This window comes from Streptomyces sp. NPDC053673 (assembly GCF_055585225.1).
In genome coordinates this window covers 25,962-40,372 of sequence record NZ_JBVJKN010000053.1, presented here as the reverse complement: position 1 = coordinate 40,372, position 14,411 = coordinate 25,962, and the positions used below count along the sequence as shown (strand labels likewise).

10 protein-coding genes are annotated in these 14,411 nt (G+C 71.2%); 3 read left to right on the top strand and 7 right to left on the bottom strand.

Translation table 11 applies throughout. The features are described 5' to 3' along the window. Window positions 1-537 precede the first annotated feature (537 nt). On the bottom strand, window positions 538-1,134 hold the full coding sequence (locus tag ACZ6ZQ_RS36675) for a DUF308 domain-containing protein (RefSeq protein WP_469772865.1): 597 nt from the start codon (window positions 1,132-1,134) through the stop codon (window positions 538-540). 194 nt (window positions 1,135-1,328) lie between these two features. Between ACZ6ZQ_RS36675 and ACZ6ZQ_RS36670 the strand changes: the two genes are divergently transcribed. Both ACZ6ZQ_RS36670 and ACZ6ZQ_RS36665 read left to right on the top strand, forming a co-directional pair. After that, a complete protein-coding gene (locus tag ACZ6ZQ_RS36670) occupies window positions 1,329-2,528 on the top strand; it encodes a sensor histidine kinase (protein ID WP_469772864.1) in 1,200 nt (399 codons plus the stop codon). Beyond that, a complete protein-coding gene (locus ACZ6ZQ_RS36665; RefSeq protein WP_469772863.1) occupies window positions 2,525-3,187 on the top strand; it encodes a response regulator transcription factor in 663 nt (220 codons plus the stop codon). Before ACZ6ZQ_RS36670 ends, ACZ6ZQ_RS36665 begins: the two co-directional genes overlap by 4 nt. A 338-nt stretch (window positions 3,188-3,525) precedes the next feature. Here ACZ6ZQ_RS36665 and ACZ6ZQ_RS36660 read toward each other — a convergent pair whose 3' ends face one another. From ACZ6ZQ_RS36660 to ACZ6ZQ_RS36650, 3 genes are all read right to left on the bottom strand, one after another. Further along, window positions 3,526-6,831, bottom strand: a complete 3,306-nt coding sequence (locus tag ACZ6ZQ_RS36660; protein ID WP_469772862.1) for an AAA family ATPase — start codon at window positions 6,829-6,831, stop codon at window positions 3,526-3,528. A 222-nt stretch (window positions 6,832-7,053) separates the two neighbouring features. Then, complete coding sequence (locus ACZ6ZQ_RS36655; protein ID WP_469772861.1) at window positions 7,054-8,217, bottom strand: exonuclease SbcCD subunit D; 1,164 nt, start codon at window positions 8,215-8,217, stop codon at window positions 7,054-7,056. Window positions 8,218-8,560: 343 nt separating this feature from the next. After that, window positions 8,561-9,187, bottom strand: a complete 627-nt coding sequence (locus ACZ6ZQ_RS36650; RefSeq protein ID WP_469772860.1) for a YigZ family protein — start codon at window positions 9,185-9,187, stop codon at window positions 8,561-8,563. 435 nt (window positions 9,188-9,622) lie between these two features. Here ACZ6ZQ_RS36650 and ACZ6ZQ_RS36645 point away from each other — a divergent pair, with 435 nt between their 5' ends. Then, window positions 9,623-10,054 carry an SHOCT-like domain-containing protein gene (locus tag ACZ6ZQ_RS36645; RefSeq protein ID WP_469772859.1) on the top strand — a complete coding sequence of 144 codons (432 nt, stop codon included), beginning with the start codon at window positions 9,623-9,625 and terminating at the stop codon, window positions 10,052-10,054. A 259-nt stretch (window positions 10,055-10,313) separates the two neighbouring features. On the opposite strand, the gene ACZ6ZQ_RS36640 is transcribed toward ACZ6ZQ_RS36645, so the two are convergent. The 3 genes from ACZ6ZQ_RS36640 to ACZ6ZQ_RS36630 all read right to left on the bottom strand — a co-directional run bounded on the left by ACZ6ZQ_RS36640 (window position 10,314) and on the right by ACZ6ZQ_RS36630 (window position 14,411). Beyond that, on the bottom strand, window positions 10,314-12,857 hold the full coding sequence (locus ACZ6ZQ_RS36640; protein ID WP_469772858.1) for a DUF4118 domain-containing protein: 2,544 nt from the start codon (window positions 12,855-12,857) through the stop codon (window positions 10,314-10,316). A gap of 58 nt (window positions 12,858-12,915) precedes the next feature. Next, on the bottom strand, window positions 12,916-13,608 hold the full coding sequence (locus tag ACZ6ZQ_RS36635) for a response regulator (protein ID WP_469772857.1): 693 nt from the start codon (window positions 13,606-13,608) through the stop codon (window positions 12,916-12,918). A gap of 80 nt (window positions 13,609-13,688) precedes the next feature. Beyond that, a complete protein-coding gene (locus tag ACZ6ZQ_RS36630; protein WP_469772856.1) occupies window positions 13,689-14,411 on the bottom strand; it encodes a potassium-transporting ATPase subunit C in 723 nt (240 codons plus the stop codon).

Sequence of the window (14,411 nt, the reverse complement as noted above, 5' to 3'; positions counted from 1 at the left end):
TCCTTGTAGCGGAGCTACCAGGGCTTTTGGCCAACGCAGCGAGGGTGCGTGCCGGGCGGCGCGACAGGGCAAAGCTTGCCGGGAGGGGCACTAGCTTGGTCTACGGCTGGAGTACCTGGGCTCCGCCCCAGGAGAGCCCTGACCCACTTCGACGACCGGGCGAGCAAAGACACCGGCGCCGCCATGCGCATGGCCGACCGCTGGGAAGCCGCGGACAGCGGTCGTGCGCACGGTAATGGACAGGCACTGCAGGGGAGTTGGCTTTCATCTGAAGCTCTCGAGCAGGGCGGCCGCGCCGCGATCCCCGCCCAGGCCGAGGCGGGCACCCAGTGTTCCCCTCCGACCGGCGCCGCAAGGGCGGCGCGCTCCAGCTCGGCGCCGAGCCGGGCAGCCCGGGCCGTTCGGCACCTGGACCGAGGACGACGAGCAGGAGCAGGGCGATGGTCTTCTCGAAGCGGTCCGGCGCGGGCCGGTGCAGTATCAGCAGGTCAAAAGACACCGCGCCTCCGGGAGAGACGGTGGCTCCGACGGCGGTGGTCAACGCTTTTCGCGTCGACTGCGGATGCTCAGGGCCATTACGGAGAGCAGGAACCAGAAGGCGCCGAAGGCCGAGTATCCGGCGACCGAGGCCAGGCTGCTCGTCGCCGAGGCGGACATGGCAGCAAAGGACGCACCGGCGAGGACGGACAGTCCGCCGCTGATGACCATGGGCCACTGGGCGCCGACGGTGCGTCGGCGCCGGATCGCCACAACGAGCTGGATCGCTCCGGAAAGGAGGGCCCAGATGCCGAACACGAGCAGGGCCGTCCCGATGGTGGAGAAGACGGCGATGATCATCCCGGCGGCGGTGGCGAGGCCGAGAACCACGTTGGTGGCACCGACGCGGTCCATGGGGCCGGTGCCGGCGATGCGACGCTCGAGGAGCGTGGCGATGGCGTCCCACAGGGGGTAGATCACGAGCAGTACGGCCGCGATCACTGTGGGCCGGTCCGTCGACACGAGCGAGGCGGAGGTCGTGACGACGAGTGCCACCCAGATCAGGGAGAAGGCGACCCGGATCAGGTGGAGCGATCGGAGCCCGGAGGGCGTCGTCGTGGTCGTGGTCGTGCGCGAAGTCACGGTGGTCTGAGTCATCGGGTGTCCCGTTCGGTGATCATGATGGTGTGAGACGGTCGCCTCGATGAGGAGTCTCAGCGGCCTCGGGACGGGCCGTGTACTTCAGACGAAGTAGTTCTGCCGTCCAATTCGAATCGAACGGGTTCTGCCGTCCCCGCAGCCTGGACCGGGCTTGCCGTCTACATCATTCGAAGTACACGGCCGCTGCGCATGTGGCCGAGAATCAGACCATGGTCAAGGCGCAGAACAATCAGGACGGGCCCGCAGCGCCCCTGTGGGTCCGCCGCCCCGAGGCACTGCACCTGGTCGCCTATGCGGTGGCCGCGCTGGTGTTCACCGGCCAGATCGTGGCAGTGATCCTGCGAGGGTCGGATGGGCCGACGGCCCTGTCCGTACTCCTCGCCGGTGGCGGTGTCGCCCTCTCCTGGTGGAGGCCGTGGGCAGGACTGGTCGTGGCGAGCGCGGCGTCCTTCGCCGTCACAGCGGTGGGCCACGACCCCCTGTCGGTGTGGATGATGGCGGTGCTCGTACTGTTCTCGGTCACCCTCAGGGGGAAACAGCCGCTTGCCGGAATCGGCATCGTGGCGGCGTTCTTCCTGGGGGCGTTCATGACACTGGGAGGATTCCGGGGCGGCGCGATCGTGGGATCCGCCGCACTCTTCTCGGCCATTGCAGGAGGTGCGACAGGGGCCGCGCTGCGCATCCACCGAGAGCACTGGCTCACCCTGGAGGAACGGGCCGAGAGCGCCATCGCCACCCGCGAGATCGAAGCCACCCGACGAGTGACCGAGGAACGACTCCGCATCGCCCGGGACCTCCACGACGTCATCGGCCACCAGGTCGCGATGCTCAGCATGCATCTCGGTGCCGCGGAGATCGGGCTGCCCGAAGACGCCGAGTCCTCCCGGCAGGCCCTCGTCTCGGCCAGGTCCAGCGCCCGCACCGTCGTCGTCGAAACGCAACGGATCCTCGCGCTCCTCCGCCTAGGAGACGACGTCTCCGACGACGAGGCGCTCCGGCCGACCCCGGCGCTCAGCGGCCTGGAAGGCCTTGTCGCCTCCTTCGAGAGCATCGGCCTCGACGTCCATCCCTCCATCGACATCCCCGCCGGTTTCGTGGAGCCCAGCGTCGGCGTGACGGTCTACCGCGTCCTTCAGGAAGCCCTCACCAATGCCTACCGGCATGGAGAAGGGGCGGCAACGGTGGATGTGCGCGAGCGCGACGGCAGGATCTGCGTCACCGTGGAGAACCGAATCGGACACTCACTGCGCGACTCCGGCTCGGGCAGCGGACTCGGACTCGTGGGGATGCGCGAACGCGTCGAGTCCTCCAACGGACAGCTGACGATCGACAGTGACGACAGCCGATTCCGGGTCCATGCGGAGTTCAGCCCCCTGGGAGCCGCCGTATGACGACGCGGATTCTGATCGTCGACGACCAGGACGAGATAAGGGCCGGCATCAAAGCGATGCTCCGGCTCGACCCCAGTCTCGTTGTTGCGGGTGATCTCTCCGATGGACTCCAGGTCGTCCCCTTCCTCCGGGACCACCCCGTCGACCTGGTCCTGATGGACATCCGGATGCCAGGCATCGACGGTGTCGAAGCCACCCGCCGGATCCGCAAAGAGCACCCACCCGAAAAGATGCGGGTGATCGTGCTGACCACTTTTGACCAGGACGACATCGTTCTCGCCGCCCTTCGCGCGGGCGCCAACGGTTTCCTGAGCAAGACCGTGAGCCCCGCTGAACTCGTCGCCGGAATCACCGAGGTCGTTGGCGGTGGCGGTGCGCTGTCGGCCGCCGCGACGGCCGCGCTCATCGGTCACATGACCGACAGTCGGCCCCCGGTGATCGACCAGGAACTGCTGAGACGCTTCGACGCTCTGACACCCAGGGAGCGGGACGTGGTCGTTCTCGTCGCGAGCGGTCTCGGCAACGACGAGATCGCGGCCCAGATGTCCGTGTCGCCGTTCACCGTGAAGACGCATGCGGTGCGGGCCATGACGAAGGTCGGCGCACGTGATCGAGCGCAACTCGTCTCGTTCACCTTCCGGGCCGGCCTCTACCCCTGAGCCTGCCGAGCAGAACCCCGAAACAGGTGGCCGCCGTGGCGATGCCGAGCAGTCCGGCGGGCGGGACGGCGTGGGCACGTACCCGGAAGACCTCGCGGTCGCGCTGCGCGAGCGGCGTGCCTGGACCTGTACCTGCGGAGCAGGGCTTGCGCCACGGCACTCGACGATCTTTCCGTGAACCTCAGCGAGGCCACAGAACGGTGTGCCGGCTGACCAAGATCAATCTCACCGGGATTTCCTGTACCTCAACTACTCACACCCGGTGATCGCCTCCAGAAGTGATCACCCTCACGGCGTCAGCGAGATCGAAACGCCAACCGATGCGACAGCGAGGGAGGTCAGTCGCCGGTGCAGGCACTTCTGAGGCGTACCGCCGAGCCGTTGCGCGCCTTGGCCACCTCCAGCTGGGCCGGGATCCGGCGGCGCAGGTCGGCGACGTGGCTGACGATGCCGACGCTGCGGTCGCGCTCGCGGAGCGAGTCGAGGACGTCGAGGACCTCGTCGAGGGTCTGGTCGTCGAGGCTTCCGAAGCCCTCGTCGATGAACAGGGTGTCCAGGCGCACGCCACCCGCCTCCTCCGTCACGACGTCGGCGAGGCCGAGGGCGAGGGCCAGCGAGGCGAAGAACGTCTCTCCGCCGGAGAGCGTCGCGGTGTCGCGCTCGCGGCCGGTCCAGGCGTCGACGACGTGCAGACCGAGCCCGGAGCGCTTGCCACCGGCGCGGGCGTCGGAGTGGACGAGGGTGTAGCGGCCGGACGACATGCGAGCCAGACGGACGGTCGCCGCGGCCGCGACCTGTTCGAGCCGGGCCGCGAGGACGTACGACTCCAGGCGCATCCGGCGGGTGTTGTCCGAGGACGTGCCCGCGGTGAGTCCTGCCAGCCGGGCGACCCGGTCGTACTCCTCACGGAGCGGACCGAGGCGGCGCACCTCGGCCTCGGCGTCGCGGGTCAGGCGCGCGAGCTCGGCGCAGCGATCGCGTGCGACGGCGAGCGCGGACGCGGCGCCGCGCAGCGCGCGATCGGCGGTTTCGTACGTCTGCTGAGCGGCGTACGGGTCCGCGGGCGGGCGCGCGGCGGCGGCCAGGAGCTCCGGCTCGGCAAGCCGGTCGGCGACCGCGGCGGCCTCGCGCTCCCAGGCGTCGAGCCGGTGCTGGAGCTCGCGCTGCGCGTCGTCGTCCAGCAGTGCGGCGGCGGCTTCGGCGGGCATGTCGTACCCGGCCCGGAACGCGGCGTCGGCGAGCCGGTCGTCGGCCTCCTTCAGGCGCCGGGCGGTGTCCTCGACCGCGCGGACGGCATCGGCGGCGCCGGCGAGCAGCCCGATCCGCCGCTCCAGGAGCGCGGCCCGCTCGGCCACGCTGCCCGCGCCACCGGTCGCGCGGACGACCTCGGTGTCCAGCACCGCCAGCTCGCGGTCGAGCATCTCACGCCGCTCCCGCAGCGCGGCCCCGCGCGTCTCCGCCTCCTGTCGCGCGGCAAGCCGCTCCTCGCGCTCCCGTTCCGCCCGGTCCAGCGCCTCGCGCGCGGCGTGCATCCCGGCGGCCAGCGCATACGCCTCCCGGTACTCCCGCTCCAGCCCCTCGACGACAGCGGCCAGATCCCGGACCTCCGGGTCGGCGTCGCCGTCGCCGCCTGCGGACGACACCGGCCAGCCGTCGGACACGGACCCGCGCGAAGACCCGTGACCGGCCGCCGCCACGGCACGACGGCCGCTGCCCGGCACCGGAACCTCGGACAGGAGGGCCTCGGCCCGGCCCCCGCCGTCGGACACGGACCCGCCCGACCCAGCGCCGCCGGACCGGCCGTCGCCCGTCGCCGGGTCCGGGCCGGGTGCCGTGCCGCCGGTACGGCTGGAGGCGTCCGGCGTCGTGCCGTCATGGGCGCTCGGCGCGCCCGGTGCGGGCGCCAGTTCGCGGGCCGCCGTCCGCGCCGCCGTGAACGACTCGCGGACGACGGCCCGTTCGCGTTCCGCGTCGGCGCGAGCGGTGTCCGCCTGGGTGTACGCCTCGTAGGCCGCGTCCTCGCGGGCGCGGTCGACGTGGGTGTCGTCGGCCACTGCCGGGGCGGGGTGGTCGGCCGAGCCGCAGACGGCGCAGGGGGCGCCCGGCACCAGGCCGGAGGCGAGTTCGGCGGCGATGCCGCGAAGACGGCGTTCCTTGAGGTCGAGCCAGGATTCGCGGGCGGCACCCGCGCGATCGCGGGCCGTGCGGAGGCTGTCCTCGAGCCCGGCGGCACGCGCGGCGAGGCGGTCTCGCTCACGGGCGGCGGCCACGCGGCGCCGGGCCGGGTCCAGTCGGCCCGAAAGGTGTTCGGCGCGGGTGGCGGCGTCCGTGGCGGCGTCGATCCGGTCCTGGAGGCCGCTGCGAACGGTCTCCCAGTCCGCGAGCCAGACGTCCGCGTCCTGGAGCAGCTCCTCGTCGGCTCGGGCCTGGCGCTCCAGGTCCGCGCGCTCGCGGGCGAGTTCCGCACTGCGCCGCTCGGCGCGGCGGGCCGCTTCGAGGCCGCCGAGCTCCTGGCTCAGCTCGCGCTCCAGCGCGGAGAGCCGTTCCCCGCCTGCGTCCACCAGTGTCGTGGGCAGCGACGCCCGCGCCCGCTCCCAGGCGTCGCTCGCGGCCCTGTGGTCCCCCTCCGCGTCCTGACGCATCCGCAGTGCGGGGCCGACGCGTTCGGCCTTGCGGGCGCGGTCCAGCAGGTTCTGGACCTCGTCCCGCTCGGGGCGGCGGGCTTCCAGCTCGTCCGCGCGCCGGCGCGCCTCCGTGTGGCGCTGCTGCAGCGCAGCCAGCTCGCGCTCGTCGTCCAGGGCACGCCGGGCCGCGGCCTGCCTGCTCTCCGTCGCGGACAGGGCACACCCGGCGATGTCGAGGGCTTCACGCGCGCCCGCGCGGGCCACGGCCGCCCATTCCAGGACCGAGCCGGCGAGGCCCGGGTCCCCAGGCCGGGCATCCGGCGCCGGCAGACCGTCGGCCGCGCCGCCCGCCGCCTGGGCCATGCGGTGGGCGACGGCGAGCAGCCGTTCGTCGCCGTCACGGACCTGCTGCTCCGCACCGCGCCGCAGCTCGGCGAGCCGCTCCTCGACCGCGGCGAAGCGCCGCGTGTCGAAGAGCCGGCCGAGGAGCTTTCCGCGCGCCTCCGCGTCGGCCCGCAGGAACCGTGCGAAGTCGCCCTGCGGCAACAGCACGACCTGGCAGAACTGGTCCCGGCTCATGCCGACGAGCTGAGTGATCTCCTCGCCGATCTCCTGGTGGGAACGGCTGAGCGCCTTCCACTCGCCGCGCTCGGCGTCGAACTCCCGCAGCCAGCTCTGCGCCTTGTCGGTGGTGAAGCCGGTGCCCTTCTTCTTGGGACGCGGCTGCGCGGGCCGCCGGGTGATCTCCAGCCGCCGCCCGCCCACCGTCAGTTCGAGGCACACCTCGGTGTACGTCCCCGGCGCGGCATGGTCGCTGCGCAGCGACGCACCAGGGCTCTGCCGAGCTCCGGGCACCGCCCCGTAGAGCGCGTAGCAGACGGCGTCGAGGACTGAGGTCTTGCCCGCGCCGGTCGGTCCGTGGAGCAGGAACAGCCCTGCGGCGGTGAGTGCGTCGAAGTCGACGTCCTGCCGCCCGCCGAAGGGCCCGAAGGCGGTGAGGCCCAGTCGGTGCAGTCTCACCCGGCCACCTCCCTTGTGAAGCGCGGTCCGCCTCCGGGCTCCGCGTCAGCCGGTGTCGACGGTCGTCCGCCCTCGGCCGCCCGCGCGGCGGTGGCCGCATGTCGATCGCAGCCTTCGCGGCCTGCGCGCGCGCTCCCTGTCACCGAGTTCGACCAGCGGCCTCCGGCCGCGGGCGTCGCGTCCGCGTTCGGCTCACTCGCCACCGTCTCGCCCCCCTCTGGCTCACTCACCACCGCGGACCGCCGCGTCCACCCGGACGTCGTCGAAGGCGCCTCGCAGCACGGCACGCTCCTGCTCGTCGGGGCCCGCACCGCCCCGCACGTGGGCCACGAAGTCCTCCGCGATCTGGTGGTCGTCGCGGTCGCGCAGCCGCTCCGCGTAGGAGGCGAGGGGGTCCTCGTCGGTCCGCTCGGGGGCGAAGACCAGGCTCAGGGTGTGAGGGAAGCGTTCGGTGAGCCGGGCCATCGGCTCGTTCGGGCGGACGGGGTCGGTGAGCGTCGCCTCGACCCAGGCCTGCTCGTGGCGCTCCAGCGCGGGGTCCTCCAGGAGCTCTTCGAGCCGTCCATGGATGCGGGCGAGCGGCCGGAGCACCGGGCAGTCCAGCCGCTCGGCCTCGATCTCCCCGCCGGGCCCCAGGTCGACGAGCCACATGGTCTTGCGGTGGCCGGCCTCGGAGAAGGAGTACGCGAGCGGCGAACCCGAGTACCGCACGCGCTCGTTGATCGTCTGGCAGCCGTGCAGATGCCCGAGAGCGGCGTAGTCGACGCCGTCGAAGACGCCCGCGGGCACGGCGGCGACCCCGCCGACGGTGATGTCCCGCTCACTGTCGCTGGGCTCCCCGCCGACCACGAACGCGTGCGCGAGAACAACGGACCGGGTGCCCGGCGCACGCCCTGCGAGATCCGCCCGTACCCGCCGCATGGCGGCGCCGAGCACGGCTTCGTGCCCGGCCGTCGCTGTCCGGAACTCGTCCCGCACCAGGGCGGGCTCCAGATACGGCAGTCCGTAGAGGGCGACCTCGCCGTGCTCGTCGGTGAGCACCACCGCTGTGCCACAGCCCGCCGGGTCCGTACGCAGATGGATTCCGGCCCGCTCGATCAGCCCGGCGCCGACGCCGAGCCGACGGGCCGAGTCATGGTTGCCGGAGATCATGACCGTCGGCACCCCGACGCCGGCGAGGCGGTGCAGTGCGTCGTCGAAGAGCTCCACGGCGGCCAGCGGCGGCACGGCCCGGTCGTACACGTCCCCTGCCACCAGCACCGCGTCCACGTCGCGCTCGCGCACCGTCGCCACCAGGTGATCGAGGAAAGCGGCCTGGGCGTCGAGCAGGCTCACCCGGTGGAACGACCGTCCCAAGTGCCAGTCCGACGTGTGCAGAAATCTCACAAGACGGCTCCGACCTGCATGTTTCCCTTTCTCCGCCCCCAGAGCCAGCACCCGCCCAGCACGGAGCCTCGCCACAAGCACCGACCACGCTATCTCCCGTCGGCACCTGATCCCTCACAGACCTCGGTTTTTCACCCACGACGGACGCGAGGCCCGGCGCCGGCCCGCAGAAGCCCTCGGCGACGTTCTGCCGTGTCGCCCGCTTGGCGGCCAGGGTGACCGGGCAGCGCTTCCTGGCCCCGCACCGGCGGAGACAACCGGCGGCCGTGGCACGGCGCGTGCGGTCCGTCGGACGAACGCGCACCCGCTCCAGCCCCCGAACCGACTGCTCCACAGGTGCGCCTCAGGCGTCGCCGTACGCCTCGCCGCCGAGCTCCAGTTCCGCCGTCCCGGCAGTCGTGTCGGCGAGCCAGGCACGGAAGGCCTCGACATCCGCGTCCGGAAGCCCGAGCTCGATGGTCACGACCTCGCCGTACCGCACGTCTCGCACCGACCGTCCGGTCGCACGCAGATCGTTCTCCAGCTTGCCCGCCCGCTGATGGTCGACGGTCACGGTGACCAGCCGAAAGCGCTGCCGGGTGAGGGTGCCGAGCGCGTCGAGGGCCTCGCCGACCGCTCCCCCGTACGCACGGATCAGCCCGCCCGCACCGAGCTTGACGCCACCGTAGTAACGCGTGACGACGGCGACGGCATAACGCACTTCCCGGCGCATCAGCATCTGCAGCATCGGCACCCCCGCGGTGCCGCCCGGCTCGCCGTCGTCACTGGCCTTCTGGACCGCGGCGTCCGCGCCGATGACATACGCGAAGCAGTTGTGCGTGGCGGTCGGGTGCTCCTTGCGGATGCGTGCGACGAAGTCCTGCGCCTCCTGCTCGGTCGCGGCGGGGGCGAGCGCGCAGATGAAGCGCGATCGGTTGATCTCGGTCTCGTGCACGCCCTCGCGGGCCACTGTCCGGTACTGCTCCTGCATTCCGCCACCCTATGCCGCGTTTACGGGAATGGTCGCCGCGGGCCGCCCGTTGAGCGAGGCATGTACGCAGCGTCAGCGTTCTGCGCTCCTGTCGAGGTCGTACGCGACGCCTGTATCAGTGCCCAGGAGGCGCTGGCCGAGCTGGAGAGGTCCCGATGATCCCGTAGCTGGTGACAGTGCGCTATCGCCGTTCCAACGGCCGCCGGCTGCGGCTGTACGTCCCTGTCCTGCCGGTGCTGCTGGTGCTCTCCCCCGCTGCTGCTCGCCGTGTTGGGCGGACTGGTCGCATGCCTGGCCACTGGGGTGAGCCCGGTGGGTGCGCTGCGCGGCGTCGGCCGACTGCTGTGGGCGCTGCCCGGCACCCGGTTCGAGATCGAGGAGGGCCGAACGGCCTTCCTGGTCAGCATCAGATAAGTCAAGGAGCAAGGAGCACCGATGAACGAGCAGCGCCGCCAGGTCCTGGAAATGCTGGCCGAGGGCAAGATCACCGCGGAGGAGGCCGAGCGGCTGATCGACGCCCTCGAACGACAACAGCCCGAGGCGCCGCCGGGCGCCGCGTCCCGCCGGAAGGCCCGGCCCAAGTACCTGCGCGTGGTGGTGGAGGCGGCGGACGACTCCGGCGGCGACGGGTCAAGCCGGGTCAACATCCGGGTCCCTCTGCAACTGCTGCGCGCCGGGGTCCGGCTCACCAGCCTGATCCCTCCGCGGGCGCTCACCAAGGTCAACGCTGAGCTGAACAAGTCAGGGGTATCGATCGACCTCGGCGAGCTCAAGCCGCAGCACCTCGAGGAGCTCATCGACCAGCTCGACGACGTCACCGTCGACGTCAACGACCCCGACTCCAAGGTGCAGATTCTCTGCGAGTGACAACACCGCGGCGCCCGGCACCCACCGGGACCACGGGGTCGGCCAACAAGGAGCGCGGCGAGGACAACGTAAAGCGGGATGAGCTGCACCATCGCCCTCGGGTCAGGACCGTGACGCGGCCTTGACCCCACGTGCGTACGGGGAGGGTGGAACGCTCGGGCGCTGCCGGCAGGTACGACGCCGGCTACAACTGAGGCGTCTTTGACACGTCGTTGGTCTGCTTCGCTGTCCGGGGAAGTCCGGGCGGCCAGGTGGGCCCTCAGGACGTCGCCGTGGCCGGGAGGTCGGGGCGAACCGGTGAGCCGCCTGCCGCCGAGGGCAGGCTGAGCACCATGGTGAAGCCGCCACCGGGGGTGTCCTCGGCGTTGAGCGTGCCGCCGATCGCCTCCGCGAAGCCGCGGGCGACGGCAAGGCCGAGGCCGACGCCCGCGCCGCGCGGGGCGTCGCCGTAGCGCTGGAAGGGGGCGAAGATACGGTCTTTGGCCTCGTCGGGGACGCCCGGGCCGCGGTCGACCACGCGGACCTCCACGCGGTCGGCGATGGCGCTGGCGGACACGAGGACCGGTTCGCCGTCGGGGCTGTACTTGACGGCGTTCTCCACGACGTTGGCGACCGCGCGCTCCAGGAGGCCGGCGTCGACGACGACCATGGGCAGGTTCTCGGGGATGTCGAGTACGACCCTGTCCTCAGGGACGCCGCCGAGGGCCATGGGGACGACTTCGTCGAGGTCGATCTCGCGGATGATCGGGGTGACAGTGCCGGTCTGTAGGCGGGACATGTCGAGGAGGTTGCCGACCAGGTGGTCGAGGCGGTCCGCTCCCTCCTCGATGCCTGCGAGCAACTCGGCCTGGTCGTCCGGTGACCAGTCGATGTCGTCGGAGCGCAGGGAGCTGACCGACGCCTTGATGGAGGCGAGCGGGGTGCGCAGATCGTGGCTGACGGCCGCGAGCAGGGCGGTGCGGATGCGGTTGCCCTCGGCCAGGTCGCGGGCCTGGTCGGCCTCGTGCTGAAGGCGCTGGCGGTCGAGTACGACGGCAGCCTGGGCGGCGAAGGCGCCGAGCACCCGGCGGTCCTCGGCGGGCAGGGGACGTCCTGAGAGGGCCAGCGCCATGTGGTCGCCGACGGGCATGTCCACGTCTGCGTCCTCCGGACGGGCCACCGGTGAGCTCCCGACGCTGCCGGCGCAGGTCCAGGGCTCGACGTCGCTCTCGCGCTCCAGGAGTGCCACCGATTCCATGGAGAAGGTCTCGCGGACCCGTTCCAGCAGGGCGTCGAGGGTGGTCTCGCCGCGCAGCACGCTGCCGGCGAGGAAGGACAGGATCTCGGACTCGGCGCGCAGCCGGGCAGCCTGGTGGGTGCGTCGGGCCGCTATGTCGACGACCGACGCGACCGAGATCGCCACCCCGACGAAGATCACGATGGCGACGATGTTCTTCGGGTCCGAGATCGTGAGCTGGTGAAGTGGCGGGGTGAAGTAGTAGTTGAGCAGCAGTGAGCCGAAGGCCGCCGACGCCAGTGCCGGGAGCGGTCCGCCGAGCAGGGCGGCGGCCACCGTCAGCGTCAGGAAGAGCAGCATGTCGTTGGCGAGGCCGAGGTCGGCGTCGATGTTCGTCAGCAGCAGGCTGAGCAGCACTGGCGCGACGACGCCGGTCAGCCAGCCGGCGATGATCCGGGACCTGCCGAGCCGGGCGCCGCGGGCCACGGGAAGCCCCCGGCCACGGCCCATCTCCTCATGGGTGACGATGTGGACGTCGAGGTCGGGGCCGGAGTCGCGGGCGACGGTGGCGCTGACGCCGGGCCCGAAGATGTACTGCCACGCGCGGCGGCGGCTGACGCCGAGGACGATCTGGGTGGCGTTGACGCCGCGCGCGAACTCCAGCAGCGCGGTGGGGACGTCGTCGCCTATGACGTGGTGGAAGGTGCCGCCGACGTCCTCGACCAGGGTGCGCTGGACGGCCAGCTCCTTGGGCGAGGCGGACGTCAGCCCGTCACTGCGGGCGATGTAGACGGCGAGGACCTCTCCGCCGGCTCCCTTTTCCGCGAGCCGGGCCGCGCGGCGGATGAGCGTACGTCCCTCGGGACCGCCGGTCAGGCCGACGACGATGCGTTCGCGGGAGCCCCAGATCTTCGAGACCCGGTGCTGGGTCCGGTACTCCTGCAGGTATTCGTCGACGCGGTCGGCGGTCCACAGGAGGGCCAGCTCGCGCAGTGCGGTGAGGTTTCCGGGGCGGAAGTAGTTGGAGAGAGCCGCGTCGACCTTGTCGGACTTGTAGATGTTTCCGTGAGCCATGCGGCGGCGCAGCGCCTGGGGCGACATGTCGACCAGTTCGATCTGATCGGCGCGGCGGACGACCTCGTCGGGGACGGTCTCGCGCTGCCGTACACCTGTGATCGACTCGACGACGTCGCCGAGGGACTCCAGGTGCTGGATGTTGACCGTGGAGATGACGTGGATGCCCGCGTCGAGGAGCTCCTCGACGTCCTGCCAGCGCTTGGCGTTGCGGGAGCCGGGGACATTGGTGTGCGCGAGCTCGTCCACCAGGGCGACGGCCGGACGGCGTTCCAGCACCGCGTCGACGTCCATCTCGGTGAAGACGGCGTCGCGGTATTCGATCGACCGGCGCGGGGTCTGCTCGAGGCCGTGGAGCATCACCTCGGTCCTCGGCCGGTTGTGGTGCTCCACGAAGGCGACCACGCAGTCGGTACCGCGCTCGATGCGGCGGTGTGCCTCGGAGAGCATGGCGTAGGTCTTGCCGACGCCGGGGGCCGCGCCGAGGTAGATACGAAGCTTGCCGCGTCCCATGGTTCCGATCTTCGTGGCGGAGGCGTGGTGGTCGTCGGTAAGTATCAGGGGTCGGTCGTCACACCTCGAAGCGGTATCCCATGCCGGGCACGGTGATGAGGTGCCGGGGATATGACGGGTCCGCTTCGAGTTTGCGCCGCAGCTGGGCCATGTAGACACGGAGGTAGTTCGTCTGTGTGCCGTAGGCAGGACCCCAGACCTCCTGGAGGAGCTGCTTCTGGCTGATCAGTCGGCTGGGGTTGCGGATCAGGACCTCCAGCAGGTGCCATTCGGTCGGGGTGAGCCGTACGTCTCGCCCGTCTCGCCGTGCCTTCTTGGCGAGCAGATCGACGGTGAATTCCCCGGCCGTGACGATCGCCGAGCCCTCGGCGGAGGAAGAGGAAGTCGTGGTCTGCGTCCGCCGGGCCGCCGCCCGCAAGCGGGCGAGCAACTCGTCCATGCTGAACGGCTTGGTGATGTAGTCGTCGGCGCCGGCGTCGAGCGCCGCGACCTTCTCATCGGAGGTCCGGCGCGCGGAGACCACCAAGACTGGCACACCGCTCCGGGCGCGGAGCGCCTTGATCACGTCGATGCCGTCCATATCGGGCAGGCCGAGGTCGAGCAGTACGACGTTCGGTGGCGTTGTGGCGGCGATCCGCAGGGCGGCGGCGCCGTCGGCCGCGGCGTCCACCTCGTACTTACGGGCCTTCAGATTGATCGTGAGGGCCCGGACGAGCTGGGGATCGTCCTCCACGACGAGCACCCGGGTCATCGGTGCGCCGCCTTTCTGTTGTGCTGAAGGACCGAGCGGCTGTGGGCCGCGGGCAGCAGCTGCCCGCGACCCACGGCCGGTCACCTCTGGATGAGTTCCTTGAGTGCGATGTTGAGCTCGAGGACGTTGACCCGGGGCTCGCCCATGAAGCCGAGGATCCGGCCGTCGGTGTGGTCGGCGACGAGCTTGTCGACCTGGGCGACGGTGAGGTGGTTCTGCTCGGCTACGCGGTGGACCTGGAGCTTCGCGTACTCCGGGGAGATGTCCGGGTCCAGGCCGGAACCGGAGGAGGTGACGGCGTCGGCCGGCACGTCCGAGGGCTTGACCTTGTAGGTGGCCGTCGAGTTGTCCTTGACGACGGCGGCCTTGGCCTCGACGACCCACTTGCAGAGAGTGCCGTCCTCCGCGTCCTTCGCGTCCTCCGGGCAGCGGCCGTTGACCGCGCCGTTGTCACCGGAGCGGTTGGTCGCCCCGGACAGGATCAGCGAGTACTGGGTGTTGACGCTGTTGCTGCCCAGGCCGTTGGACGGGCGCGGCTGGAACCACTTCAGGTCCGGCAGTACCGCCTCCTCCGGGTCGTCGGGGTTCTTCTTGGGCAGGTTGTAGGTCTGGCCGATCAGCGAAGAGCCGACGACCTTGCCGTCGCTCTTGATCTCGGAGCCGTTGGCCTTGCCGGGGAACAGGCCCTGGGCGATGCCGGTGACCAGCAGCGGGTAGATGACGCCGGTCACCAGGGTGAGGACGAGGAGAGCCCGCAGCCCGGCCCCGATCAACCTCGCGGTGTTTCCTACGGAGTTGTTCAT